Origin of the sequence: Phenylobacterium sp. (assembly GCF_030698145.1) — a bacterium.
Classification (GTDB): Bacteria; Pseudomonadota; Alphaproteobacteria; order Caulobacterales; family Caulobacteraceae; genus Phenylobacterium.
The window spans coordinates 58,386-82,259 of the sequence record NZ_JAUYNW010000080.1 but is presented as its reverse complement, the minus strand read 5'-3'; the positions used below and the strand labels follow the sequence as shown (position 1 = coordinate 82,259).

At 69.5% G+C, this 23,874-nt stretch carries 24 protein-coding genes; 9 read left to right on the top strand and 15 right to left on the bottom strand.

Annotation, left to right across the window (positions count from 1 at the left end; all coding sequences use genetic code 11):
* Window positions 1–156: 156 nt before the first annotated feature.
* The 3 genes from Q8Q77_RS11725 to Q8Q77_RS11715 all read right to left on the bottom strand — a co-directional run bounded on the left by Q8Q77_RS11725 (window position 157) and on the right by Q8Q77_RS11715 (window position 1,905).
* The gene (locus tag Q8Q77_RS11725) at window positions 157–738 is read right to left on the bottom strand and encodes a hypothetical protein (RefSeq protein WP_305583760.1); all 582 of its coding nucleotides are present in this window, start codon (window positions 736–738) and stop codon (window positions 157–159) included.
* A gap of 391 nt (window positions 739–1,129) precedes the next feature.
* Window positions 1,130–1,699, bottom strand: coding sequence for a hypothetical protein (locus Q8Q77_RS11720; RefSeq protein ID WP_305583759.1), 570 nt, complete (start codon window positions 1,697–1,699; stop codon window positions 1,130–1,132).
* Window positions 1,696–1,905 carry a hypothetical protein gene (locus tag Q8Q77_RS11715; RefSeq protein ID WP_305583758.1) on the bottom strand — a complete coding sequence of 70 codons (210 nt, stop codon included), beginning with the start codon at window positions 1,903–1,905 and terminating at the stop codon, window positions 1,696–1,698. The genes Q8Q77_RS11720 and Q8Q77_RS11715 overlap by 4 nt, the downstream gene beginning before the upstream one ends.
* Window positions 1,906–2,074: 169 nt before the next feature.
* Between Q8Q77_RS11715 and Q8Q77_RS11710 the strand changes: the two genes are divergently transcribed.
* Together Q8Q77_RS11710 and Q8Q77_RS11705 are read left to right on the top strand one after the other, a co-directional pair.
* Complete coding sequence (locus Q8Q77_RS11710) at window positions 2,075–2,719, top strand: S24/S26 family peptidase (protein WP_305583757.1); 645 nt, start codon at window positions 2,075–2,077, stop codon at window positions 2,717–2,719.
* 65 nt (window positions 2,720–2,784) lie between these two features.
* Complete coding sequence (locus Q8Q77_RS11705) at window positions 2,785–3,237, top strand: hypothetical protein (protein ID WP_305583756.1); 453 nt, start codon at window positions 2,785–2,787, stop codon at window positions 3,235–3,237.
* Here the strand turns inward: Q8Q77_RS11705 and Q8Q77_RS11700 are convergent.
* Window positions 3,200–3,406 (bottom strand): hypothetical protein, encoded by a 207-nt coding sequence (locus tag Q8Q77_RS11700; protein WP_305583755.1) that lies wholly within the window; start codon window positions 3,404–3,406, stop codon window positions 3,200–3,202. The genes Q8Q77_RS11705 and Q8Q77_RS11700 overlap by 38 nt on opposite strands.
* A 150-nt stretch (window positions 3,407–3,556) precedes the next feature.
* Between Q8Q77_RS11700 and Q8Q77_RS11695 the strand changes: the two genes are divergently transcribed.
* Window positions 3,557–4,003 carry a MarR family winged helix-turn-helix transcriptional regulator gene (locus Q8Q77_RS11695; RefSeq protein WP_305583754.1) on the top strand — a complete coding sequence of 149 codons (447 nt, stop codon included), beginning with the start codon at window positions 3,557–3,559 and terminating at the stop codon, window positions 4,001–4,003.
* Window positions 4,000–5,424 carry an MFS transporter gene (locus tag Q8Q77_RS11690; RefSeq protein WP_305583753.1) on the top strand — a complete coding sequence of 475 codons (1,425 nt, stop codon included), beginning with the start codon at window positions 4,000–4,002 and terminating at the stop codon, window positions 5,422–5,424. The genes Q8Q77_RS11695 and Q8Q77_RS11690 overlap by 4 nt, the downstream gene beginning before the upstream one ends.
* On the opposite strand, the gene Q8Q77_RS11685 is transcribed toward Q8Q77_RS11690, so the two are convergent.
* From Q8Q77_RS11685 to Q8Q77_RS11675, 3 genes are all read right to left on the bottom strand, one after another.
* On the bottom strand, window positions 5,425–6,810 hold the full coding sequence (locus Q8Q77_RS11685; RefSeq protein ID WP_305583752.1) for a sensor histidine kinase: 1,386 nt from the start codon (window positions 6,808–6,810) through the stop codon (window positions 5,425–5,427).
* 59 nt (window positions 6,811–6,869) lie between these two features.
* The gene (locus Q8Q77_RS11680) at window positions 6,870–8,210 is read right to left on the bottom strand and encodes a dicarboxylate/amino acid:cation symporter (RefSeq protein ID WP_305583751.1); all 1,341 of its coding nucleotides are present in this window, start codon (window positions 8,208–8,210) and stop codon (window positions 6,870–6,872) included.
* A gap of 116 nt (window positions 8,211–8,326) precedes the next feature.
* Window positions 8,327–8,824: a hypothetical protein gene (locus Q8Q77_RS11675; protein ID WP_305583750.1), complete on the bottom strand. Its 498-nt coding sequence runs from the start codon at window positions 8,822–8,824 to the stop codon at window positions 8,327–8,329.
* Window positions 8,825–8,964: 140 nt separating this feature from the next.
* Here Q8Q77_RS11675 and Q8Q77_RS11670 point away from each other — a divergent pair, with 140 nt between their 5' ends.
* Genes Q8Q77_RS11670 through Q8Q77_RS11660 form a run of 3 tightly spaced genes read left to right on the top strand, consistent with a single transcriptional unit; the run spans window position 8,965 to window position 11,599 of the window.
* Complete coding sequence (locus tag Q8Q77_RS11670; protein ID WP_305583749.1) at window positions 8,965–9,957, top strand: ATP-binding cassette domain-containing protein; 993 nt, start codon at window positions 8,965–8,967, stop codon at window positions 9,955–9,957.
* A 3-nt stretch (window positions 9,958–9,960) separates the two neighbouring features.
* Window positions 9,961–10,791, top strand: a complete 831-nt coding sequence (locus Q8Q77_RS11665; RefSeq protein WP_305583748.1) for an ABC-2 family transporter protein — start codon at window positions 9,961–9,963, stop codon at window positions 10,789–10,791.
* A 4-nt stretch (window positions 10,792–10,795) separates the two neighbouring features.
* Window positions 10,796–11,599, top strand: coding sequence for an ABC transporter permease (locus tag Q8Q77_RS11660; RefSeq protein WP_305583747.1), 804 nt, complete (start codon window positions 10,796–10,798; stop codon window positions 11,597–11,599).
* Between the two features lie 3 nt (window positions 11,600–11,602).
* Here Q8Q77_RS11660 and Q8Q77_RS11655 read toward each other — a convergent pair whose 3' ends face one another.
* Window positions 11,603–12,610: a nitronate monooxygenase family protein gene (locus tag Q8Q77_RS11655; protein ID WP_305583746.1), complete on the bottom strand. Its 1,008-nt coding sequence runs from the start codon at window positions 12,608–12,610 to the stop codon at window positions 11,603–11,605.
* 139 nt (window positions 12,611–12,749) lie between these two features.
* Here Q8Q77_RS11655 and Q8Q77_RS11650 point away from each other — a divergent pair, with 139 nt between their 5' ends.
* Both Q8Q77_RS11650 and scpA read left to right on the top strand, forming a co-directional pair.
* A complete protein-coding gene (locus tag Q8Q77_RS11650; RefSeq protein WP_305583745.1) occupies window positions 12,750–14,180 on the top strand; it encodes a methylmalonyl-CoA mutase family protein in 1,431 nt (476 codons plus the stop codon).
* The gene (scpA, locus tag Q8Q77_RS11645; RefSeq protein WP_305583744.1) at window positions 14,177–16,327 is read left to right on the top strand and encodes a methylmalonyl-CoA mutase; all 2,151 of its coding nucleotides are present in this window, start codon (window positions 14,177–14,179) and stop codon (window positions 16,325–16,327) included. Before Q8Q77_RS11650 ends, scpA begins: the two co-directional genes overlap by 4 nt.
* A 135-nt stretch (window positions 16,328–16,462) precedes the next feature.
* Here scpA and Q8Q77_RS11640 read toward each other — a convergent pair whose 3' ends face one another.
* The 7 genes from Q8Q77_RS11640 to Q8Q77_RS11610 all read right to left on the bottom strand — a co-directional run bounded on the left by Q8Q77_RS11640 (window position 16,463) and on the right by Q8Q77_RS11610 (window position 23,761).
* On the bottom strand, window positions 16,463–16,885 hold the full coding sequence (locus Q8Q77_RS11640; RefSeq protein ID WP_305583743.1) for a DUF4112 domain-containing protein: 423 nt from the start codon (window positions 16,883–16,885) through the stop codon (window positions 16,463–16,465).
* Between the two features lie 36 nt (window positions 16,886–16,921).
* On the bottom strand, window positions 16,922–17,905 hold the full coding sequence (gene dgcA, locus Q8Q77_RS11635) for an N-acetyl-D-Glu racemase DgcA (protein WP_305583742.1): 984 nt from the start codon (window positions 17,903–17,905) through the stop codon (window positions 16,922–16,924).
* On the bottom strand, window positions 17,902–20,535 hold the full coding sequence (locus tag Q8Q77_RS11630; protein WP_305583741.1) for a polar localization protein TipN: 2,634 nt from the start codon (window positions 20,533–20,535) through the stop codon (window positions 17,902–17,904). The genes dgcA and Q8Q77_RS11630 overlap by 4 nt, the downstream gene beginning before the upstream one ends.
* Window positions 20,536–20,680: 145 nt before the next feature.
* Window positions 20,681–20,932: a hypothetical protein gene (locus Q8Q77_RS11625; RefSeq protein ID WP_305583740.1), complete on the bottom strand. Its 252-nt coding sequence runs from the start codon at window positions 20,930–20,932 to the stop codon at window positions 20,681–20,683.
* A gap of 141 nt (window positions 20,933–21,073) precedes the next feature.
* Entirely contained in the window at window positions 21,074–21,676 is a 603-nt protein-coding gene (locus Q8Q77_RS11620; protein WP_305583739.1) for a beta/gamma crystallin-related protein, read from the bottom strand.
* A 71-nt stretch (window positions 21,677–21,747) separates the two neighbouring features.
* Window positions 21,748–22,281, bottom strand: coding sequence for a methylated-DNA--[protein]-cysteine S-methyltransferase (locus Q8Q77_RS11615; protein ID WP_305583738.1), 534 nt, complete (start codon window positions 22,279–22,281; stop codon window positions 21,748–21,750).
* Window positions 22,265–23,761 carry an AlkA N-terminal domain-containing protein gene (locus tag Q8Q77_RS11610; protein ID WP_305583737.1) on the bottom strand — a complete coding sequence of 499 codons (1,497 nt, stop codon included), beginning with the start codon at window positions 23,759–23,761 and terminating at the stop codon, window positions 22,265–22,267. The genes Q8Q77_RS11615 and Q8Q77_RS11610 overlap by 17 nt, the downstream gene beginning before the upstream one ends.
* Window positions 23,762–23,874 lie beyond the last annotated feature (113 nt).

Here is a 23,874-nt window from a genome sequence, read left to right as displayed (position 1 = left end):
ATCCAGACAACTGTCTTCCTGCATGAACAAGACACCGGAGCGCGTCAGAAAGGCTGTGCAAACAATCGTCGCAATGAGGGTGATCGCCGTCGCCAATCTCGGTTTCATGCCGCCCGCCGCACTGGAACATATGGAGAACTTCGAGTTGTGCATCGGCTAATAGCGGCTGTCGAGTCCTGGCGGTCGAAATCTCTCGCAGGTGGTGCTGCACACCCGCTCCGGATGAGCGGATCCGCCGTGTCGACCATGTCGATTGGCGGCTTGGTCCTCTAGCACGTCATCCAACTCATCACCCTTGACGCGCTGGCCGTAGATCTCGCGAAGGTTGCTGAGTTTCTCCGCCATCAGGGCGCCTGGCCCCCCGCGCGATGCCGCTTGGCAATTCGCTTTGCAGTGAAAGTACTTGTCGGTGTTCTTTCGGTCCTCCACGCGCATGTCGCGATAGTTCCGGCCGAAGTCGCCGACCGCGCCCGTTCGCGCCCCAAAGCCCGAAGCCAGGCTCGCGGTCTGACGCCGCTGAGCCTCGTCCAACTGGAGTTGCGCGCGGCCCAGGGCCTCCAACTCCGCGGTCGTCCGGGCCAGGACCGACCGCCCCGAACCGATCGCCGCGTTCCATACGCGCCGGCCCGCATCCTCTGCCTGTCGCCGAGCCGCTTCGATCTCCGAGGCGCTCCGCTGGAAGTAAGCGTCCCGTGCGGCGTCAGCGCCTCCGCGCTCCCTCAACCACATCCGGTCCATGGGACTTCCTTCTTCTGGCGCTCGAAAGCGCGGATCACCCCCGCGCCCGCTCCGCCCGTCCCGCGGGACGCGGCTCGGAGGCGGGGCGCGGGGGCTCCTCGGCGCGCGACGCGGTTTCCAGGGGACCCGCGCCCTCGTGGGAGGGAGGCGCAAGGGCGCTCGGCTCGCGACGGGGCGGCCGGACACGCGAAGCCGCGCATCCGCTTCCAGCGCCGTTCCCGGCGCCGCGCTCCATCGTCAAACCCTGGAAGATCGTGCTCCGACCCCGCCGCAGGAGCGGTCCGGCCGGAACCCCGAAGCGCGTCGCGCGCCTCAGACACAGTCATCACCGATGCCCAGATAGTGCGGCAATCGTGTGCGAAAGTCAAGAACAAACCACGAACATCTCCACCTAGGCTCCCGCCAGGATGTCCAGCGCCACGGCCAGCACCGCTTCCAGGCGCGAGGCCTCGCGTTCGGCGGCGGCGGCTTCGCGCGGGGTCAGCTCCTCGCCGCAGATCTTGTCGCAGGCCGCCACCAGGGCCGACTGGTCCCACAGCCGGCGGCGATAGGCCGCCAGCCGGGCGCGGGCCTGGGCGTTGGCCTCCGCCTTGGCCAGCACCTCGGAGAGCGGCGCCCCGGTCCCGCCGCTGAGGCCGGGCTTGACGTCCAGGGTCGAGGCGATGGCGATCTCGCCGCGGGCCCGGCGATAGCAGGCGCCGTAGCGCTCGCCCGCCGCCCGCTGCGCCGGGCTCAACCGGCCCTTGGCGGCCAGCCAGTCCAGCCCGGCCTGCCGACGATACGGCTTGCCGCGCCTGGCGTCGGCCGGGACCTCGAAGGCGCCGCCCCGGGCGATCGAGAGCGCCACCGTCTCGGCCACGCCCTCGGCCACCGCCTGGGCCTCGGCCTTCGCCTGGGCGCGCCGCGCCCCGCTCAGCAGCCGCTGGCGTTCCAGGCCCGCGAGATAGGCCGCCCGGCTCATGGCCAGACCAGCGGCAGGCAGACCGCCACGCCGTCCCGCCCGATCCGGCGCTCGGAAAAGGCGCAGAACCCGCCTTGAGCCAGGACCGCCGCCACATGGGCGTCGTGCCGGGCGAACTTCGGAAGCTGCCGATCGCCGGCGCCCCGCGCCTGGACCTTGCGGAACACCCGCTCCAGGCGCCGCGCCGTGCCGGCTTCGAGCTGCAATTCGGTCATCGCGCGGCGAGGTGGCGTCCCCGTTTGTCGTAGGGCGGCGTAATCCTGAGGTGAGCGAGGTGGTGTTTCATGTCCCATGGGTTGCACTGTATAGAACATACTGTGAACGGCCAAACATTTTCGTATTTTTTATACACATTTTCGACTATGGTTCGTCGTCATGGAGGAACGATTCCAACGCCTGCGCCTGGCGCGCACCCACAAGGGTTTCGAGACGGCCGCCGCGGCCGCCGAGGCCTTCGACTGGAACCGCAACACCTATACGTCCAACGAGAACGGCAACGCGCCCTTCTCCTACCGCAAGGCCAAGGAGTACGCCTTGGCCTTCGGCGTGCGCCCGGAGTGGCTCTACGACGCCTCCGGGACCATGAGTGCGACCCGCGTCGAGGGACTGGCGCCGATCATGGGTAAGGTGGGCGCAAACCCCGAGGGCGACGTGCTGTTCGCCACCGGCGACGACGCCGGAGACCTGGCGCCAATCCCGCCGGGAGGAACGGATAGGGCTGTAGCCCTGCTGGTCGCCGGGCACTCCATGCGCGGCCTGGCCGACGACGGCGCCCTGATCTATTTCGAGGACCAGCGCAGCGCGCCGGGCCTCGACATGCTGGGCGAGGTGGTCGTGCTGGAGACCGACACCGACGAGGTGCTGGTCAAGCGCCTGCTGCGCGGCAGCGGGCCGGGGCTCTTCGACCTGGAAAGCATCGCCGGCCCCACCCGGCGCGACGCCAGGCTCCGCTGGGCGGCTCATATCACTGCGATCATCCCGCCCTACCAGGCCCGCCGGATCATCATCCGCGACCGCTGAGGGGGAACGTCGAATTTCTACGAATCGATTTTGCCAGTCGTCGTATGTAAGATACGATTTACCTCATGCCCACATCGGACTCACCCGAATTCGCCGCATGGCTGGCCGCCGAGATCCAGGCGGAGCAGTGGCGCCAGGCGCGCGCCGATCGGGCCGCGGCGAGGCATCGGGGTGTCTGCTGGTCGGGGCTGGGCCAGGGGCCGTACGAACCACAGGGCGCCGAGGCGCTGCTGGCTGAGGCGCGCGCCAAGTTCGCCAGGCGCCGCGCCTGGCGCGACAGCCCAGCCGGCGGCTTCATGCGCGCCGTGACGGAAAGTCAGGTCGCCGCCTGCGCCGCCCATGAAGCCGCCGAGCAGGCGCGGGCCGCGTGCTCGCGCGACGCCAATGGTGAGGCCGGGGCCTGCGCGGCGGCCGCCAGCGAACTCGAAGCCCAGGCCAGGGCGTTACTGGCCAGCGCCAAGGCCGCCCGCCGCGCCGCAATCAAGCTTGGCGGGCCGCCGGTCCAGAGTGCGAACTGAGGCGGCGGCGCCAGGACATCTGCTCGAACTGCCGCTCGCGGATTAGGTCATGCAGCAGGTCGGCGAGATCCAACACCTGGTCGCGTGACATGCGCCGGGTCATGGCGCGGACTTCGGCGGTCACTTGCGCCATCGCTTCGGAGGGCAGGACATCTTCGTAAAGGGCCATTGCTGCGGTCCTCTCGCCCGCTACTCGCCTAAACGGAGAAGTCTCGCAGGCGGTTCCCGCAGACCGCGTACTCGGCGCCCCAGCCGCTTGACGCCCCGTGCGGCGCGGCGCAGTTAGATAGTTCGGTGACCTAACTATCTCGACGGCCTGATGACGCTCCAGCTCGACAATCCTGACCCGATCGCCTTGGCCGAGGCGCTGCGCCCGGCCCTGCTGCGGGTCTCGCGCCGGCTGCGACAGGAGGCCCAGCGCGTCGGGATGTCGGCCCAGGACGCCCTCATCCTCAACCAGATCATGCGCCGCCCCGGCGTCGGGGTCTGCGACCTGGCGGAGGTCGAGCAGATCTCCCGTCCCACGATGAGCGTCCACGTGAAGCGCCTGGAGGCCGCCGGCTGGGTAGCCCGCGCCGGCCACGCTGAGGACGGCCGCCGCTCAGGGTTGGCCGTGACCCCGGAGGGCGCGCGGCGCCTCGAGGCCATCCGCCAGCAGCGCAATGACTGGCTCGCCGCGCGGATCGCCAAGCTCGAGCCAGATGCGGCCAACAGCCTGCACGCCGCCGTCGGGCCCCTCCTCCAGCTCCTGGCGCTCGAACCATGAGCCCGGTCGACGATCGCCTCGAAGCCACGCCGACGACTCGCGGCTGGATGGTCCCGGCGATCATCGGTTCGGCCATGCTGATGCAGACCATGAACGCTACGGTGCTCTCTAACGCCTTGCCGACCATGGCCGTGGCGCTGGACGAGGACCCGCTGCGGCTCAACCTCGCCATCACAATGTTCCTGCTGGCCTCGGCGGTCTTCCTGCCGGTCAGCGGCTGGGTGGCTGACAAGTTCGGCGCCAAACGGATCTTCATGGCCGCCATGGTGCTTTTCGCCTTGTCGTCGGCCGCCTGCGGCCTGGCCCAGGACCTGACCCAGTTGGTCATCGCCCGCATCTTCCAGGGCATGGCCGGCGCCATGATGGGGCCCGTCGGCCGCCTGGTGCTGCTGCGCACGACACCCAAGTCCGAACTGATCGGGGCCATGTCGGTCATGACCATGCCGGCCCTGCTGGGTCCGGTGATCGGTCCGGTGGTCGGCGGCGCCATCGTGACCTTCGCCGACTGGCGCTGGATCTTCTTCATGAACCTGCCCATCGCCGTGGTCGGCGTGCTGCTGGTTTTCCGCCATGTGCCAAACGTGACGGAGCAGGAGGTCTCTCCCATCGATTGGACGGGCATCCTGCTCACCGGCCTCGGCCTGGCGGGACTCATCTTCGGCTTCGAGAACCTGGGCCGCGGCATGGCCCCCGACGGCCTCGTCGCGGGCCTGTTCCTGGGCGGCTTCGCGGCCCTGGCCCTCTATTGGCGCCACGCCAGAGGCAATCCGCACGCGATCATCGACCTCTCGGTGTTCCGCATCCAGACCTTCACGGCCTCGGTCGTGGGTGGGGCCTTCATGCGGATCGCCATGGGCGCGACGCCGTTCATGCTGGCCATGCTGCTGCAGATCGGCTTCGGCATGTCGCCGTTCCGGGCCGGCCTGATGACCTTCATCTCGGCCGCGGGCGCCCTGGTCATGAAGACCACCGCCCCGCCGATCCTGCGCCGCTTCGGCTTCCGCACGGTGCTGGTGGTCAACGCCGTCATCGTCGGGCTGAGCTTCATGGCCTACGGCCTCTTCACGCCCACAACGCCCCACTGGCTGATCATGGCGGTCCTGGCCGTCGGCGGGTTCTTCCGCTCCCTGCACTTCACCAGCCTGAACGGCATGGCCTATGCCGACATCGACCAGGACCGGATGAGCCGCGCCTCCACCACCTCGTCGATGATGCAGCAGCTGGTCCAGTCCATCGGCATCGGCCTGGCCGCCACCTTGATGCATTTCTTCATGGTCGCCCGCGGCGAGAGCCAGCTCAGCGCCGGCGCCATATCGCCGGCCTTCGTGGTGATCGGCCTGATCACCTTCGTCTCGCTGTTCTTCTTCGTGCCCCTGCCGAAGGACGCCGGCGACGAGATGAACGGGCGCGGCAAGGCCTGATCAGTCGCCGAGCGGCGTGACCATCTCGCAGACCAGGCCATCGGCGGCGAAGTCCAGGCTCGCCGCACCCCCGAACGAGATCAGCGCCGTGCGGATCAGACGCGATCCGAAGCCCTGACGGCTGGGCGGTGTCACGCGCGGGCCTCCGGCCTCACGCCAGATGATCCGCAGGCCATCGGGGTCAAGCCGCCAATCGAGGATCACCTCGCCACCCGCCTCCGACAAGGCCCCATATTTCACCGCGTTGGTGGCCAGCTCGTGCAGTAGCATCACCAGGCTGACCGCCAGGTCTGGCTTCACGCGAACCACCCCGGGCTCACCGCCCAACCGGACGCTCGCCTGCTCAAACGGAGCGAGCGCCGCGGTGAAGACGTCGGTCAGTTCCGCAGTCTCCCAGGCGTTCCGGGTCAGCAGATCGTGCCCTCGCGCCAGAGATTGCAATCGCTGCTCGAAAGCGGTTCGGAACGCGGCCGGATCGTCGCCTACGCTCCGGAACGCGTGGGCGGCGATAGCCTGAACGGTCGCCAGGTTGTTCTTCACCCGATGGTTCAGCTCGGCCAGCAGTAGGTCCTGACGCTCCTGGGCCGTGACCTCAGCCGTGATGTCTTGGACCGTCCCGATCACCCTGCGAGCGCGGCCATCCATGCCGAAGACCACGCGCGCCGCGCCGCGGACCCAAGCCGCCGAGCCCCGTTCGCCGCCCGCGGCGGTGCGGTGCGCCACCACATAGGCGCCGCCGTTCTCCCCAGCCAAGGCGCCCCCATAGGCGGCCTCGACCAAGTGAAAGTCATCCGGGTGGACGGCCGCGGCATAGGCGGCGAAGTCGATCGCCATCTCGGCGTCGACGCCGAACAGGCCGCGTGTGCGCCGGTCCCAGTCGATCTGATCGGACTCCAGGTCGTACTCCCAGAGACCGAGCTCCGTGGCGTCCAAGGCCAGGGCCAGCCGGGCCTTCTGGTGTTCGACCTCCCTTTCGGCCTGGTGGCGCGCCGTGACGTCGAGGACGACGAACGCCACCTGGGGGCGATCCCCTGGCATGGGCGAGAAGGTGCCGAAGAACCAGCCCCGCTTTCCGCCTTCCAGGCGGAAAGGATATTCCACCGTGCGCGACTCATGGGCCTCCCAACAGGCCCAAAGCATCACGAGCCGAGCCTGTATCAGTTCCTGGCTCAGGCCCAGATCGCGGCCGGTCAGGCCGTCAAGGCCTCCCTCGCCCCGACCATAGAAGGCCGCCGCGTTACGGTTGGCCGTCACGTAGCGGTAGTCGTCGTCCAGAAGTTCGAACACTCCGGCGATCACATCGGCGGCGTCGAACATCGCCCTTAGCATCGCCCCGCCGCCGATGTCGGCGCCTGGCCAGCGGCGGCTGCGCTCCTCGTCGGCCATCTGCACTCGCCTCCCGCCGTCAAGGTCGCGGCGATGTTAGCGGCGCGGGCCGCCCGGGCCTAGGCCGGCTGATCCTCGATCACCGGCTCCAGTCCCGCGGAGTCGTAGGCAGCCTGGTCGAGTATGCCCTGGCGTTTGGCCACCAGGGTCGGGACCAGGGCCTGGCCGGCGACATTGGTCGCGGTTCGGCCCATGTCGAGGATGGGATCGATGGCCAGCAGCAGGCCGACGCCCTCCAGAGGCAGGCCGAGGGTCGAGAGCGTCAGGGTCAGCATCACCACCGCCCCGGTCAGGCCCGCCGTCGCGGCCGAGCCGATCACGGAGACGAAGACGATCAGCAGGTAGTCGGTCAGACCCAGCGATATTCCGTAGAACTGAGCCACGAAGATCGCCGCCACCGCTGGATAGATCGCCGCGCAGCCGTCCATCTTGGTGGTCGCGCCCAGAGGCACGGCGAAGGCGGCATAGGCGCGCGGCACGCCGAGGCCGGACTCGGTCACCGTCTGGGTCACCGGCAGCGTGCCGATGGACGAGCGCGACACGAACCCGAGTTGGATCGCCGGCCAGGCGGCCAGATAGAACTTCACCGGGTTCAACCCGTTGAGCAGGAGCAGGCCGGGATAGACCACCAGGAGCACCAGGCCGAGACCGATATAGATCGCCGCGGCGAAGGCGCCGAGCTGCGCCAGGGCGTCCCAGCCGTAATGACCCACGGCGTTCCCGAACAGGCCGATGGTGCCGATCGGCGTCAGCCGGATCACCCACCACAGGATCTTGCGTACAACGGCCAGGGCCGAGGCGTTAAAGGTCAGGAAGGGCTCGGCCGCCGCGCCGCTGCGCAGGGCCGCGATCCCGGTCACCAGCGCGATCACGACGATCTGCAGCACATTGAACGACAGGGCGGTGGTCGGCGAGCCGTCCGTGATCTTGGTGGAGGCCGAGAGCCCCAGCATGTTCGACGGTACGAGTCCTTTGAGGAAATCGAGCCAGGACCCTTGTGTGTGCGACGCCTCCGCAGCGGCCACGGCGACGGTGGTGTTGACTCCAGGCTGCAGGACCAGGCCCAGCGCGATGCCGATGCTGACGGCGATCAGGGCGGTGACCGCGAACCAGAACAGCGTGCGCCAGACCAGGGCCGCGGCGTTCTGCAATTCCCGTAGATTGGCGATGCTGGCCACGATGGCCGTGAACACCAGCGGCGGCACCAGCACCCGCAGCAGCTGAACGAAGGTCGAGCCCATCAGCTTCAACGTTTCGGAGAGTGCGTAGCCCTGCTGGCCTTCCTCGGTTCCGAGATTGCGCGCGATCAGCCCCAGGACCAGCCCGATGACCATGGCCGCCAGGACCTGGAACCCGAAGGAACCCAGCAGTCCCCGCCGTTTCACTTCCGCCTGCGCCATGACAACTCCTCATCGTGCTCGGAGGCGAGCATGGCCGTCCGTCCGTTTCCACGCCAGCGGTTTGCTGTCGAAGCGATGATTAGAAATGCTGCGGGCGCCGCGTCGTGACTGGACGTTTAGCCGGTCGGGGCGGTGCGTTCGGCGACCATGATCTCGCCGGCGCAGGCGCGCGAGAGGGAGGCTTGATCGGCGATCCTGTCGCGCAGGACCGGCACGCCCAACTTCGTGCCTCTCAACTCGAGGGTATCCAAGGCGCCGGTCGCCACAGCCTCTCGAGCATGCGCGGCCCGCGCGCAGGGGTCCTTCAGCCGCCCCCAGATCTGCATCGAGGAGATCTGCGCCGTCGCGCCGCCGCAGATCAGTTGCGCCCGCTCAATGACGTCGCGTCCCTGGATGGTGGCCCGTCCGCCCGCGGCCAGGCGCGCGATCGCATCGGCCGCGTCGTCCATCGCCGCTTCGCAGGGGGTGAGCGCGCCGCGTAAAGCGACCAGGGCTACATCGCTGGGCGGCGAGGGCGTGGCGGGCTCGAAGGTCTTCGGCAAATAGTCGGCGGGGTCGTCGCACCCGGCCAGCAACAGCGCGGCTAAGGCGAGGCCGCAGATCGTCCTGAACATGGCCGGCTCCGTGTGGTCAGCGCCTCCCTAAAGCCGCCAGCCGCGATTTGGATGCGGTAAGGCCAAGCTCGGCGATTGACCGGCGCTAAAGCCCCGCCTAGCGTTCGCGCCCTTCTCTTTGACATTCCGGCGGTGATCCCATGCCCCAGATCCTGGTTCAGGACCTGGCGAAGACCTATCGCGTCGCGGAGCGCGATCCCGGCGTGCTGGGCGCGCTCAAGGGGCTGGTCCATCGTCGCTGGCGCACGGTCGAGGCGCTGAAGAACGTCTCGTTCTCGCTGGAGGCCGGCGAGTTGCTAGGCTTCATCGGCCCGAACGGGGCCGGCAAGTCGACCACCATCAAGATCCTCTCGGGCATCCTGCGTCCGGACAGCGGCCGCGTGGAGGTGGGCGGGCTCGTCCCCTACCAGGAGCGGATCAAGCACGTGGCGCGGATCGGCGTGGTGTTCGGTCAGCGCACCCAACTCTGGTGGGACCTACCGGTGATCGACGGCTTCGACCTGCTGCGCGACATCTATCGCGTCGATCCCGTGCGCTACGCCAGAACCCGCGACGAACTGGTGACCCTGCTGCGGCTGGAACGCCTGCTCGATCAGCCGGTGCGCCAGCTGTCCCTGGGCCAGCGGATGCGCGCCGAGATCGCCGCGGCTATGCTGCACGAACCCCAGGTGCTGTTCCTGGACGAGCCGACCATCGGCCTGGACGCGCCCTCGAAGCTGGCGGTGCGCGAGTTCGTCAAACGCCTGAACCGGGAGCGGGGCGTCACCGTCCTGCTCACCACCCACGACATGCACGACATTGAGGCGCTCGCCGAGCGGGTCATCGTCATCGGCCATGGACAGGTGCTGGCCGACAGCCCCTTCGAGGCCCTGCGGCGCGACGTCCTGCGCGAGCGCCGCATGTTCATCGACTTCGCCGAGGAGGCCCCGGAGATCGACCTGCCGGGCGTCGAGGTGCGTGCTCGTGACGGCCGCTCACTGGAGCTGGCCTTTGACCCGGCCATGGTTCCGGCCGCGCGGTTGATCGCCGCCATCTCCGCCGACTTCGCGGTGGAGGATGTCCACGTCGAGCAGCCGGCCATCGAGGAAGTGATCGCCAAGTTCTACGACCTGCACGGCGCGGCGGAGGCCTGAGCGGTGACCGACGCCCTGCGCCCCTACGCGGCCGCCTTCGCCGCCCGGTTCCAGTTGATGCTGCAGTACCGCGCCGCGGCCGTGGCCGGCTTCGCCACCCAGTGCTGGTGGGGCGGGATCAAGGTCATGGTCTATGCCGCCTTCTTCGCGGGCGCGTCCGCCGCGGACACGCCGATCACGCTCTCGCAGGTCATCACCTACACCTGGCTCGCCCAGGCCTTCCTGGTGCTGTCCCCCTGGGGCGGTGATCCCGAGATCAGCCAGGCCGTGCGGACCGGGGCGATCGGCTATGAGCGCCTGCGTCCGATCGACACCTACGCCTGGTGGTACGTGCGCGCCGCGGCCTGGGCGACCGCGAGGGCCCTGCCCCGCGCCCTGCTGATGCTGGCGGTGGCCGGGGTCGCCTTGCCGCTGCTGGGACTTGAGGAATGGTCCTGGCGACCGCCGGCCGACGCCCTGGCGTTCGGCCTCTTCACCCTGTCCATGATGCTGGTGGTGCTGGTCTCGGCGGCCTTCGTCATGCTGCTGAATATCGCGGCGGTGACCACGATGGACGAGCGGGGGATCAACACCCTGGTCGCCGCCTTGATCATCGCGTTTTCGGGCAATCTCCTGCCGCTCGCCCTCTATCCGGACTGGATGCAGACCTTCCTGTTCATCCAGCCCTTCGCCAGCTTCCTGGACATCCCGTTCCGAATCTACTTCGGCGGCCTGACCGGATGGAGCGCGGCCGCCGGCCTGGCGCTGCAGGCGTTCTGGACCGTGGTCATGGTGGTCGTCGGCCGCGCCTGGATGGTCCGGGTCATGGCCAAACTCCAGATGCAGGGGGGTTGAGGTCATGACCGCGCTGTTCCTGCTGACCCGCTATTTCTCGGCCTCAATCCGCGGCCAGCTCCAGTACCCGACCTCGACCATCCTGCTGGCGGCGGGCCAGTTCTTCTCGACCATCATCGACATCGCCGCGGCCTGGGCGTTGTTCGCCCGCTTCGGCCCCGTCCAGGGCTGGACCTTCGGCGACATCGCCATGTTCTTCGGCATGATCAGCGTGTCGTTCGCCATCGCCGACTTCTTGAGCCGCGGCTTCGACATGTTCGGCGCCCATTTCATCAAGACCGGCGATTTCGACCGCATCCTCCTGCGCCCCCGCTCGGCCGCGCTCCAGCTCGTCGGCTACGACTTCCGCCTGGCTCGGATCGGCCGGCTTCTCCAGGGGCTGATCGTCATCGGTCTGGCCACGGCCAGTCTGTCGCTGGAATGGGACGCGGCCAAGGTGGCCCTGGCCCTCTGGACCGTCGCCGGCGGGGTGGCGCTGTTCGTGGGCCTGATGGTCTTCCAGGCGGTGCTGGCCTTCTGGACCGTCGAGAGCCTGGAGGTGATGAACGTGCTGACCTATGGCGGCGTCCAGGCCGCCCAGTTCCCGCTCAGCCTCTACGCCCCGTGGTTCCGCAACCTGCTGATCTTCATCGTGCCGCTGGGCTGCGTCGCCTATTTCCCGGTCCTGGCGATCCTGGACAAGCCAGACCCGCTGGGTGCGCCGGCCTGGCTCCTGCCGCTGACTCCAGCGGCAGGACTGCTCTTCCTGGCCATCTCGTTCCTGGCCTGGAAGTTCGGCGTGTCGAAATACACCTCGACGGGGAGCTGAGCCCTACTCCGCCGCCATGGCCAGCGCGCTGCCGCGGGTGAGCGAGGTCTTGCGGGCGAGCGAGGCCTTGGCCGCCTCATACTCTGCCGCCAGGCGGTCGACCAATTGGCCGGCGGTTGGGATGTCCTTGACCGCCCCGATGCCCTGGCCGCAGCCCCAGATGTCCTTCCAGGCCTTGGCCTTCTGGTTGCCGCCCGAGCCGAAGTTCATCTTCGAAGGGTCGGCCACCGGCAGGTTGTCCGGGTCCAGGCCCGCGGCCTCGATGGACGGGCGCAGATAGTTGCCATGCACGCCGGTGAACAGGTTCGAATAGACGATGTCGTCGCCGCGCGAGGCCACGATCATGTCCTTGTAACCCTCCATGGCGCGGGCTTCCTGGGTGGCGATGAAGGCCGAGCCGATATAGGCGAGATCGGCGCCCATGGCCTGGGCGCCCAGCACCGCGGCGCCGTTGGCGATGGAGCCCGACAGCGCGATCGGCCCGTCGAACCACTCGCGCAGCTCCTGGATCAGGGCGAAGGGCGACAGGTGTCCGGCGTGGCCGCCGGCGCCGGCCGCCACGGGGATCAGGCCGTCGGCGCCTTTCTCCACCGCCTTGCGGGCGAAGCGGTCGTTGATCACGTCGTGCAGGACGATGCCCCCGTAGGAGTGGATCGCGTTGTTCACGTCTTCCCGAGCGCCCAGGGAGGTGATGGTGATCGGCGCCTTGTATTTGACCGCCAGCTCCACGTCCTGCTCGAGCCGGTCATTGGTCTTGTGGACGATCTGGTTCACGGCGAAGGGGGCCGAGGGGCGGTCGGGGTTCTTGCGGTCCCAGTCGGCCAGCTCCTCGGTGATCTGGGCCAGCCATTCGTCGAGCTGGCTGACCGGCCGCGCGTTCAGCGCCGGGAACGAGCCCACGACGCCGGCCTTGCACTGGGCGATGACCAGTTCAGGGCCCGAGATGATGAACAGGGGCGAACCGATGACCGGAATACGCAGGCGGTCGGCGAGGACGGGAGGCAGGGCCATGGGAATCGCATCCTTGGTTGAATGGGCGTCGATCTAATTTTTACAACGTATATACAAGAATAGCCGACGCGCAAGCCGCCGTCATCGCTCACGCCGCGTGAACTTGACGCGCGGGACCCACGCGGCCCAATGGCGCGCGATGACGCAAGCTTCGACCATTGCCGACGCCCGCCCGCCCGCCAGCGACGCCGACTGGCGCGCCCTGGTGGCCAAGACCCTCAAGGACGCCCCCTTCGAGACCCTGCGCCGGACCACGGCCGAGGGCCTGGCCATCGAACCGCTCTATCCGGCGGCCCTGGCCCAGGCGGCCTTCACGCCGCGCGCCCACGATCCCGAACAGCCGTGGGACGTGCGCGCCGCCATCGCCTGTCCCGACCCGGCCCAGGCCAACACCGACCTGCTGGCCGACCTCCAGGGCGGGGCGACATCAGCGGTCGTCGCCCTCGATCCGACCGGCCAGGCCGGCGTGGCGATCGGATCGGCCGGGGACCTCGCTCGGCTGCTCGACGGCGTTCTGCTGGAGATGGCTCCCATCGCCCTCGACGCCGGCTTCCTGGGTCCCAAGGCCGCCGACTGGCTGGCTGCCGCGGCCAAGGGATCGCCGACCGCCCTGCTCGGCTTGCATCTCGACCCGCTGAGCGCCTTCGCCCGGACCGGCGCGAGCCCCGGCCCGCCGGAGGCCCACCTGATCTTGGCCGCCACCGTGGCCGCACGGCTGGCGCAGGCCCATCCCAAGGCGAGCCTGTTCCTGGCCTCCGGCCGCGTCGTCCACGAGGCCGGCGGCGGCGAGGCGGGCGAACTGGCTTTCGCCCTGGCCTCCGCGGTCGCCTACGCCAAGGCCCTGGTCCGCGCCGGAATGCCGATGGCCGAGGCCTTCGCTGGCGTCGTCCTGGGGCTGTCGGCCGACACTGACTATTTCGCCACCCTGGCCAAGCACCGCGCCGCCCGCGTCCTCTGGACGCGCCTGACCGGCGCCTGCGGCGTCGCCGTTCCCGCCCGCATCGAAAGCCGCTCCTCGGGCCGCATGCTCACCGTACAGGATCCGTGGACCAACATGCTGCGCCTGGCCGCAGCCGCCTTCGGGGCCAGTGTCGGGGGCGCCGACGCGGTGGTGCTCGGGACCTTCACCGACGCCATCGGCCTGCCCATCGCTTTCGCAAGGCGCCAGAGCCGCAACACCCAGTTCGTGCTGATGGAGGAGGCCCACCTTGGCCGGGTCGCCGATCCCGCCGCCGGCTCCGGCTACGTGGAGGCCCTGACCGACGAGATGGCCCGCGCCGCCTGGGCGCAGTTCCAGACCATCGAGGCCCAGGGGGGCCTGATCGCGGCGCTCGCCCACGGCCATGTCGCCGCCCAGGTCGCCAAGGTCCGCGCGGCTCGCGACGACGCCGGCCCGCCCAAGATCGTCGGCGTCACCGCCTTCCCGCCGACCCAGGTCGCGCCCGTCGAAGTCGCGCAGGTCGCGCCGATCGCGGTCGAGGCGCCCTCGACCCGGCTGCCGGGCCCCGACGGAGCTTGTCCGCCGATGGCGCCCATCCGTCTCGCCGAGCCCCATGAGGCCGCCCGATGAGCTCGTTCCCCGACTTCGCCGCCCTGCCCTTCGAAGGCGCCGCGGCTCCGGCGGCCTCGCCGGCCGGCCCGCTCTGGGAAACCCCCGAGGGCATCGCGGTGAAGACCGCATACGGACCGGCGGACATCGAAGACGTCGCCCCCGGCTTCCCCGGCCTCGCCCCCTTCGTGCGCGGTCCCTATCCGACCATGTACCTGACCAATCCGTGGACCATCCGGCAGTATGCGGGCTTCTCCACGGCCGAGGATTCCAACGCCTTCTACCGGCGTAACCTGGCGGCGGGTCAGATGGGCCTGTCGGTGGCCTTCGACCTGGCCACCCACCGCGGCTATGACAGCGACCATCCGCGCGTGAAGGGCGACGTCGGGATGGCCGGCGTGGCCATCGACTCCATCCTGGACATGCGGACCCTGTTCGACGGCATCCCGCTCGACAAGATGAGCGTCTCGATGACCATGAACGGCGCGGTCCTGCCGGTCCTGGCGCTCTACATCGTCGCCGCCGAGGAGCAGGGCGTCCCCCACGAGAAGCTGTCGGGCACGATCCAGAACGACATCCTCAAGGAGTTCCTGGTCCGCAACACCTACATCTATCCCCCTCTGCCCTCGATGCGGATCATTTCGGACATCTTTTCATATACTTCGCGCGAGATGCCGAAGTTCAACTCGATCTCGATCAGCGGCTATCACATCCAGGAAGCCGGGGCGACGCTCGACCTGGAGCTGGCCTACACCCTGGCTGACGGCATCGAATATGTTCGCGCCGGCGTCGCTGCCGGGATGACCGTCGACCAGTTCGCGCCACGCCTATCGTTCTTCTGGAACGCGGGCATGAACGCCTTCATGGAGATCGCCAAGCAGCGCGCCGCCCGCCTGCTTTGGGCTCAGCTCATGAGGGCCGAGTTCGATCCCAAGGATTCCCGCTCGCTGGCCCTGCGCGCCCACACACAAACCAGCGGCTGGAGCCTCGCGGCGCACGACGTCTACAACAACGTGCCCCGCACCCTCATCGAGGCCATGGCCGCGGTCGGCGGCCAGACCCAGAGCCTGCACACCAACTCGCTCGATGAAGCCCTGGCCCTGCCCACCGACTTCTCGGCCCGGATCGCGCGCAACACCCAGCTCTTCCTGCAGCTCGAGAGCGGCCAGACCCGGGTCATCGACCCCTGGGGCGGCTCCTACTATGTCGAGCGCCTGACCGCCGATCTCGCCGCGCGCGCCCTTGAGCACATCGCCGAGGTCGAGGCCCTTGGTGGCATGGCCAAGGCCATCGAGGACGGCCTGCCCAAGCGCCGCATCGAGGAGGCCAGCGCCCGCACCCAGGCCCGCATCGATAGCGGCCGTCAGAGCGTGGTGGGGGTGAACCGCTACCGGCCCGACGGCGCCGAGGTCATCCCGATGCTGAAGGTCGACAACAGCGCCGTGCGCGAGCGCCAGCTCGAAAAGCTCACCCGCCTGCGGGCCGAGCGCGACCCCGTCGCGGTCGAGGCCGCCCTGACAGCCTTGACCAACGGCGCGCGTGGGAACGGCAATCTACTGGAGCTCTCGGTCAACGCCGCGCGCGCCAAGGCGACGGTGGGCGAGATCAGCCTGGCGCTGGAAGTGGTCTTCGATCGGCATTCGGCGGAGGCCTCGGCCGTCACCGGCGTCTATCTGCGCGAAGCCGGCGCCACGCCCCAGGCCGACCGCGCCATGGCCATGACCGAGGCCTTCGCCCAGGCCGACGGCCGCAAACCTCGGGTCCTGATCGCCAAGATGGGTCAGGACGGCCACGACCGCGGCCAGAAGGTGATCGCCTCGGGCTTCGCCGATCTCGGCTTCGAGGTGGACATCGGCAACCTGTTCCAGACCCCGGCCGAGGCCGCCGCCCAGGCGGTGGCCGAGGGCGCGCACGTGGTCGGCGCCAGCTCGCTGGCCGCCGGCCACCTGACCCTGGTCCCTGAACTCAAGGACGAGCTGGCCAAGCTGGGCCGCGCCGACATCCTGGTGGTGGTTGGCGGGGTCATCCCGCCCGAGGACTTCCAGGCCCTGAAGGACGCCGGCGTGGCGGCCATCTTCACCCCCGGCACGGTGGTGCCCGAGGCCGCCATCGAGGTCATGGAGCGGCTCAACGAGCAGATGGGCTACGCCCAGCTGGAAAAGGCCTAGGTGTCGTTGCCAAGGAGGTTGTTCACCCTCTGCCATGGGGTGAGGCCTTTGATGCCGGAGTGGGGTCGGGTGAGGTTGTAGGCGTCTGTCCAGGGTCCGAGGTCTTTCCGGCTCTCAGCAGATCACGGTCGAAGGTCAGCGCTTCGGCAACAGCACGCCCTTGCGGGCCCTGGGGCGGCGCAGCCAGTCATCGGTCAGCTCCGAAGGACCGTGACGGGCCTCGATGTCCTTCTGCAGGGCGTTGGCCGCCATCAGGTGGCCGGGGAACAGGGTGTCGACCAGCCAGCCGATCACCGGCGGTACCGAGCTTGCCGAGTCGAGCGCTATATAGGCCGCCATCCGCATCAGGGTCGGAGCGGAGGCTCCGACCGCGATCCCTTCCGAGATCAACAGGGCGCCGGCGCCCAGGCTGTAGACCGTTCCCGCCACGGGCACCCAGGCCAGTACGCCGTCCAGGCCGACGCCGATCGGCCCGACGCCCACCAGCCGATCCGACAGGCGCTTGATCCGTTCGGCCGATCGCCAGGCCCGATGGGCCCTATCCTTCGAGACTTCCATGGTCGCAGAACGCTGAGCTCCGCCTGTGGCTCCACCCTATCCCCAGAGGGCCCGGGAGGGCGGCGCGATCTCCGACCCCGAGAACACCAGTCCAGGATCCCGGTCGCGCGCCAACAGCAGCGGCCCGTCCAGGTCCACAAACGCAGCGCCCTGCGCCAGGATCATGGCAGGCGCCATGGACAGGGAGGTCGCCACCATGCAGCCGGCCATCACCTGCAACCCCAACCCCCGCGCCTCGGCCGCCAGGGCCAGGGCCTCGGTCAGCCCGCCGCACTTGTCGAGCTTGAGGTTCACCGCCCCGTAGCGCCGGGCGCAGTCGGCCAGTTCGGCGCGGGTATGCAGGCTCTCGTCGGCGCACAGCAGGATGGGGCAGTCGTAGCCCTCCAGGGCCTCGTCCTCGCCGGCCTTCAGCGGTTGCTCGATCAACTCGACCCCGAGGTCCGCCAGCTCCGGCGCAAGCCGCCGCAGCTCGTCGAAATCCAGCCCCTCATTGGCGTCGACCACCAGCCGGCTGGCGGGCGCAGCCGCGCGCACCGCCGCCACGCGGTCCAGGTCGCCCGACCCACCGATCTTGAGTTTCAGCAGCGGCCGATCCGCGGACGCCCGCGCCGCCGCCGCCATGGCCGCCGGCTCGTCCAGGCTGATAGTGAAGCAGGTGGTGACCGGATGCATCGCGGGAAGGCCCGCCAGGGCCCACGCCGGTGTTCCCGAAAGCTTGGCCTCCAGGTCCCAGAGAGCGCAGTCCAGGGCGCTGCGCGCGGCCCCGGCCGGGGCGAGGTCCTGCAGCTCCGCCCGGCTCGCGCCGTGCTCCACCGCCTCGCGCAGGGCCTCGATGCGAGCCAGCTCCCCGACCATGGTCTGGCCGTATCGAGCGTAGGGCACCGCTTCTCCCCGACCCACCGAGCCGACCTGTTCGATCTCGACGAGGATCACGTGGGCTTCGGTCTTGGCCCCGCGGGCGATGACGAAGGCGTCGCGGGTCGGCCAACGCTCGTCGCGAAGGCGGAGCCGTCGCCTCAAGCCAGGTCGCCGACCGCGGCGTCGAACAGAAGGTAGGTCCGTCCGGCCTCGGAGCTGAGCAGGGTCGCCACCAGGAAGCCCTCGTGGTCGCGGGTGGCGGCGTCATCGAGCAGGTGGTGATAGCGCGCCAGATAGGTCATGACCTGGCCCTTCAGCGCTTCGTCGGTGGCCAACCGCCGCGCCAGGCGGCGGGAGGCGGCGGGCGCCAGTCGGCGCACGACCTCGCGCGCGCCGTCCAGGTCGCGAGCCTGGATGGCGGCGGCCAGTTCGTCGATCCGGCTGCGCGGTAGCAGCGCCGCCGGGTCGATGCCCATGGCGCCGATCTCACCGGCCAGGGTGTCCTCCAGCGGCGCGTGATGGTGCGGAGTGTCGCCATCGGTTTCGTCGATGGCCGAGAGCAGGTCCTTCCAGGTCCAACCCTCGCCGCCCTGTCCGTCCTCGGTCCGCCCCCCGGCCTGTCCGAAGACCTGGCTGAACTCCGAGTCGGTGGCGGTGGGGGTCAGGCGTAGGCGCTGGCGCAGGTTGGGCTTGGCGTCCGAGGCCTTCACCGGTTCGGTCAGCTCGAGCTCAGGCTCGACCTCCGCCACGGACTCGACGATCTGCGCGGCCTCCACCACGGGCTCGGGCGCGGCGACGGCCACGGGCGGCGGCGGCGTGGATTCAGGCGCGGGCTGCGGTTCCGTTTTGGGCGCAGGCCTGGCCTCGGGCCGCGCGATCCGTTCGCGGACAGCCGACACCGGCGGCGGCATGGCGCTCGTGCTGGCCACCGCGCCCATCATGCGGACGGCCTCGCTCAGCATCTCGTAGTTGCGCCGCACGCGTTCCTGGAACACCTCGTCAATAGCCTGGGTCTCGTCGGCCGTGCGCCGGGCGTGGTCCATCATGTCGTCGATGCTGTCGGCGACAGCCTTGCGGACCTGCTCGGCCTGACCGCGGGCGGTCGCCGGCAGCTGTGCGGCGCGGGTCTCGATGTCGCCCAGCATCGCGGCCAGCTCGTCCAGGGTGGCGCGCGCGGTCCTGGCGCCCTCTTCCAGCTTGCCGGCCGTCGCCGCGCCCGCCTGCTCGACCATCTGGGTCGAGTGTTCGATCAGGGCGCGGGCCTCGGCCAGACGACTTTCGAAGACCTTGTTGGCCTGCTGGCCGGCGGTGAAGGCGGCTTCCGAAAGCTGGTCGACCTGGTTGCGGGCGGTCTCGGCATGGCGTTCGGCCGCCTGTCGGGTTTCTTCAGCCGCGCGGCCTAGGGCCTCGATGGTGGCGCGGGTCTGGTCTTCCAGCCGTGCGCGCTCGGCGGCGGCGGCCTGGGACACCGCCTCCATGGCGTTCAGGGTCGACTGACCGAACTCGTCGCGCTCGGCCCGGGCCTGCTCGGCGAGGTCGCGGAACTGCTCGGCGGCCTGGACGATCATCTGCCGCAGGGCCTCTCCCCCCTTCACGGCGCGATCACCCATCTCCACGGTCGACAGCCGCGCTTGGCTGATGAACTCGGCGAGCTGCGCCGCGTGGGACTCCGCCTGGACGGCGAAGTTCTCGTGGTCGCCCCGCAGGGCGTGGGCGGCGGTCACCAGGCCCGCCCGATGCTCGGTCAGGCCCTTCTCCACGGCGATGATCTGCTCGGCCACGCCCAGGCCGGCGGTTTCCAGCCGGGCGATGTGGCGGGTCAGGTCCTCGGCGGCGGTGCGCGCCGCGTCGCTGGTCTCTCCTGCGGCGGCGGCCATGTCGGCGGCGCGGGCGGCGAGCGCGGCCTCGGCTTCGCGCAGCTGGGTCTCGGCCAGGTCGGAGGCCTCGGCCACCATGCGCGCCTGCTGGGTGATGGTGTCGGAGACCGCTGTGGCCTGGGCGTCGAGCGTCTTGGAGAGACCACCCATCTCGTCGCGTTCCCGACCCAGGGTCTCCACCAAGCCGGTTGCGGTGCGCACCGAGTTGGCGGTCGCCTCGACCAGCCGGTCGCTCTCGGCGGCCAGCGCCTCGCGCAGGGCCATCAGGCCCTCGCACGCCTCAAGGGCCGCAGCCGTAGCCCGGGAGATCTCCTCGCGGACCTCAACCACCACGTTATAGGTTTGGGCGCCGGCGGCGAGGGCGGGCGTCACCATCTCGTCAGCCAGACCCTTGGCCCGGCGGGTCTCGGCCCCCAGCTTCTGCGCCTGACGGACCATGTAAGCGGCCAGCCAGACGAATAGCGCGGGTCCCACGGCCATCAGCCCGAAGACGGTCAGGGCGAATGGGTCGTAGTCGAACGGCGCGACCGCCCGCCGATAGCCCCAGGCGAAGGCGATGGGCGCGGCCGCCCACAGCACCGACACCACGAAGGCGGCGAGATAGATGGGCCATCCCGACGATGTCTCGCCGGGGGCCTCCTCAGCGGGTTGAGGTCGGCGCGTGAGGGCCTGGGGCGTGGCGGTCGTCACCTCGGTCAGCGGCGGTATTGGCGACAGCGGCGCTGCGGCGCTGGGTTCAGCTTCGCGCGGCGGCGGCAGGGGTGGCAGGGCGAACAGCTCCTCTTCCGCCGACGTTTCAACATAGCGCGACGACAGCTCCAGTTCGGCCGGATCGACGGGCGGCGGCGCATGGGCGAGCCCCTCGTCACCTAATGTTTGGAAATCAACAGGTTGGTGCCGCTTCTTGATCTTCATGATACGACTTGCGCGGCTTTCCCACACTGCGCGTCACCCCGAGTTCGCGCCCCGCCAAAAGGATTACCGGCGAACGTCGGCCACGCAAAGCTGCATCGACGCGAATCTTGATCGTAAGGCGGATTGGTCGCGCCGCGGCGCGGACCTAGGTCTTGACCAGCAGGGCTCGCTGCTCGGGGCATTCGGCCAGGACACCCGCCGCGGTCTTGGAGGGTTTCGCCGACAGCTTGGCGGAGGTCCTGGCGACCGGCTTAGGCGTCGCGGTGCGCGCGATAGTCCGCTCGGCGGGGACGGGCTTCTCGACCTGATGGGCCTCCAGCGGAAGCCCGAAATGCGCATAGGCGGCGGCGGAGGAGTGCACCACCACGGCGGCGACGATCTCGGTCAAGGTCTGCATCGGAACTCTCCCCGGACGTCCGACACGATTCCGGCTAGCGGCGTTATACGACAAGCGCCGCCGTTGGACGATGCGGCGTAACATGAAATTTCAGTCATGTAGCGCCGAGGCCACACCGCCGGCCCTCGAAGCCATGCGGGATCACCGCCTGCGGCAGAAAACATCGCGCAGGACGTCTGTTTCACCCACGTAACGTCCCTCGCCGTCCAAGGCCCGTCGGGCTCGTTCGTTGGAGTCGTAATAGGCTGACGAGCCCAGTCCCACCGACCGACAGAAGGCGTTGGCCGACGCGCTGCCTGCCGCAATGTCGTAGCCAACCAGGTTGGGATAGGGGAACAGCACTCCCGTCGCGCCCTCGAAGGGCCGGTCCCCGCCCCAGCCGCCCCGATTCCAGACCCCTTCGAAATAGCCTTGAAGGGAGGAAATTTTCAGAGCCATGCCCACCTGGTTCAGGTCGGCGACGTCGCCGCTCACGTCCTGACAGCGGCCGCGATAGCGCGAGTCATCGCAAACGCGCCATCGGCCCTCGAACCTGGCGCTCTGGGCGACGTCATTGAAGCCCGTGTCCTTCAGGTTGTCGCCGTAGGCCTGGACGGTGATCTGGCGCCCCTGGAAGTTGGGGCCCTCGAACAGCGTCGCCGAAGGCCCCCGCCCGCCGCCGGGACGATAGGGCTGGGCCTCAGCCACACCGGCCAGGGCCGCGGCCAGAGCCGCGAGGGCCAGCATCTTCGTGATCCGCGCCATTTCGGCCTCCCGGGGTGGTTGTCTCCGGGGCACTAAGCTTGGCCGTGGCTGAACGGTCGGTGAATGCGCCTTCAGGCCGCCAGGTCGCGGAAGGCGGCCCCCTCGTGCCCCAGCAGCCAGCGCTTGCGATCCAGCCCGCCGCCGTAGCCGGTCAGGCTGCCGTCGCTGCCGATCACCCGGTGGCAGGGCATGACGATTCCGATCGGATTGGCCCCGTTGGCCAGGCCGACAGCGCGCACAGCGGCCGGCTTGCCGATCCGCTCAGCCAGGGTCTTGTAGCTTACCGTCTCCCCGGCCGGGATCGCGCGCAGGGCGGCCCAGACGCTCTTCTGGAACGCCGTGCCGCCGGTGCGGCAGCCCAGCTGGTCGATCGCCCCCAGATCCCCGCCGAAATAGGCCGCGAAGGCTTCCGTGATCAGCTTGGGCGCGGAGCGATCCGCAAGGGTCACCGGGCCGTTCTGGCGGCCCAGCAGGAGGTGCATCCGCGCCTCGTGGCTGACCCAGTCGAAGACGCGAAGCGCGCCGTCGGCGTCGAACACCACCAGGCCGACGCCGACCGGCGTGTCGATGCGGTCGAGGAACAGGGTTTCAAGCGGCTTGGGCATGCTTGATCTCCGAAGGGTTTTTGGGGTCGGCCGCCCACAGGTGCGAGGCCGCATAGGCTCGCCAGGGCCGCCACCGCTCGGCGCGGGCCAGTAGCTCGACCGGCGTGGGCCGCACGCCGTCAGGGGTTTCCAGCGCCCGCATCAGGCCGATATCGGTGCTGGGGAAGGCGTCGGGTTCGCGCAGCGCGCGCATGGCGATGTACTGGGCGGTCCACTCGCCGATGCCCGGCAGTGCGCGGAGCGCCGCCACCGCCTCGTCAAGGCTGCGGCGGGTCCCGAACAGGTCCGGGTCGGCCGCGGCCGCGGCCGCCAATCCCACCAGGGCCCGGCCCCGCGCGCGGGGCATGGCGAGGGTCTCCACATCGACCATTGCCAGCCGCTCGGGCGTCGGGAAGAACTGGGTGAGGCCCATCTTGTTGGCCGCCTCGTCCAGCAGCGGCTCGCCATAGGCCGCGGAGATCTTGCCCGCGAGCTGGCGCGCCGCATGAACGGTGATCTGCTGGCCCAACACCGCTCGGACCGACAGCTCGAACCCATCCCAGGCGCCGGGCGCGCGCAGGCCGGGGCGGGCGGCCACCAGCGGGGCGAGGTCGGGGTCTTCGGAAAGGTGGGCCTCGATGATCGCGGGATCGGCGGCCAGGTCGAACACCCGGCGCACCTTGGCGATGATGGCGGGCCAGGCCTGGACCTTGGGAAACCGCAGGGTGACCTTCAGATAGGCCCCCTCGCCCGGCTCGACCATGACCACGCCGCGCGCGTCGCCCACCGTCAGGGTGCGGGCGTAGCGGCCGTTGGCGACCACCTCGACCCCGGGGATGGCCCGCGCGGTCAGAAAGGCCAACATGGCCTGCCAGTCGTAGGGCGCGCGATAGGGCAGCTTGATCGTCGCGGCTCCGCCCTCCCCGGCGGCGATCTCGGCTCCGCCCAGCCGTCGCAGGGCGCCGGGCGGACGCCGGAAGAGCTGCTGGAAGGTCTCGTTGAACCGCCGCACGCTGCCGAAGCCGGCGGCCAGGGCCACCTCGGCCATGGGCAGGCGGGTCTCATGCAGGAGTTGCTTGGCCAGCAGCACCCGTCGGGTCTGGGCCACCGCCACGGGCGAGGCGCCCACGTGCTGCTGGAACAGCCGGCGAAGCTGTCGCTCGCCCACTCCCAACCGTCCGGCAAGGGCGTCGACATCCCCGGTGTCCATGGCCCCGGCCTCGATCAGCACCAGGGCCCGCGAAACCGTGTTGGAGGTGCCGCGCCACGATCCCAGGTCCGGCGAGGTCTCCGGCCGGCATCGCAGGCAGGGCCGGAAACCCGCGTCTTGCGCCGCGGCGGCGGAGCGGTGGAAGGTCATGTTCTCGCGCTTGGGGGTCCGCGCCGGGCAGATCGGCCGGCAATAGATGCCCGTGGTCTTCACCCCGCAGAATATCCGTCCGTCGAACCGGGCGTCGCGAGTCTGAAAGGCGCGGTAGCAGGCGTCGTCATCCATATCCATGCCGGGAAGATGGGTCCGGAGCAGACGAATGTCTCGCGGTTTTCGGACATTGCCTGTCAGGACTTGGCGGTTTTCGGACACCACCGCCGCGGCGGGTATTGTGTCGGCTCCGC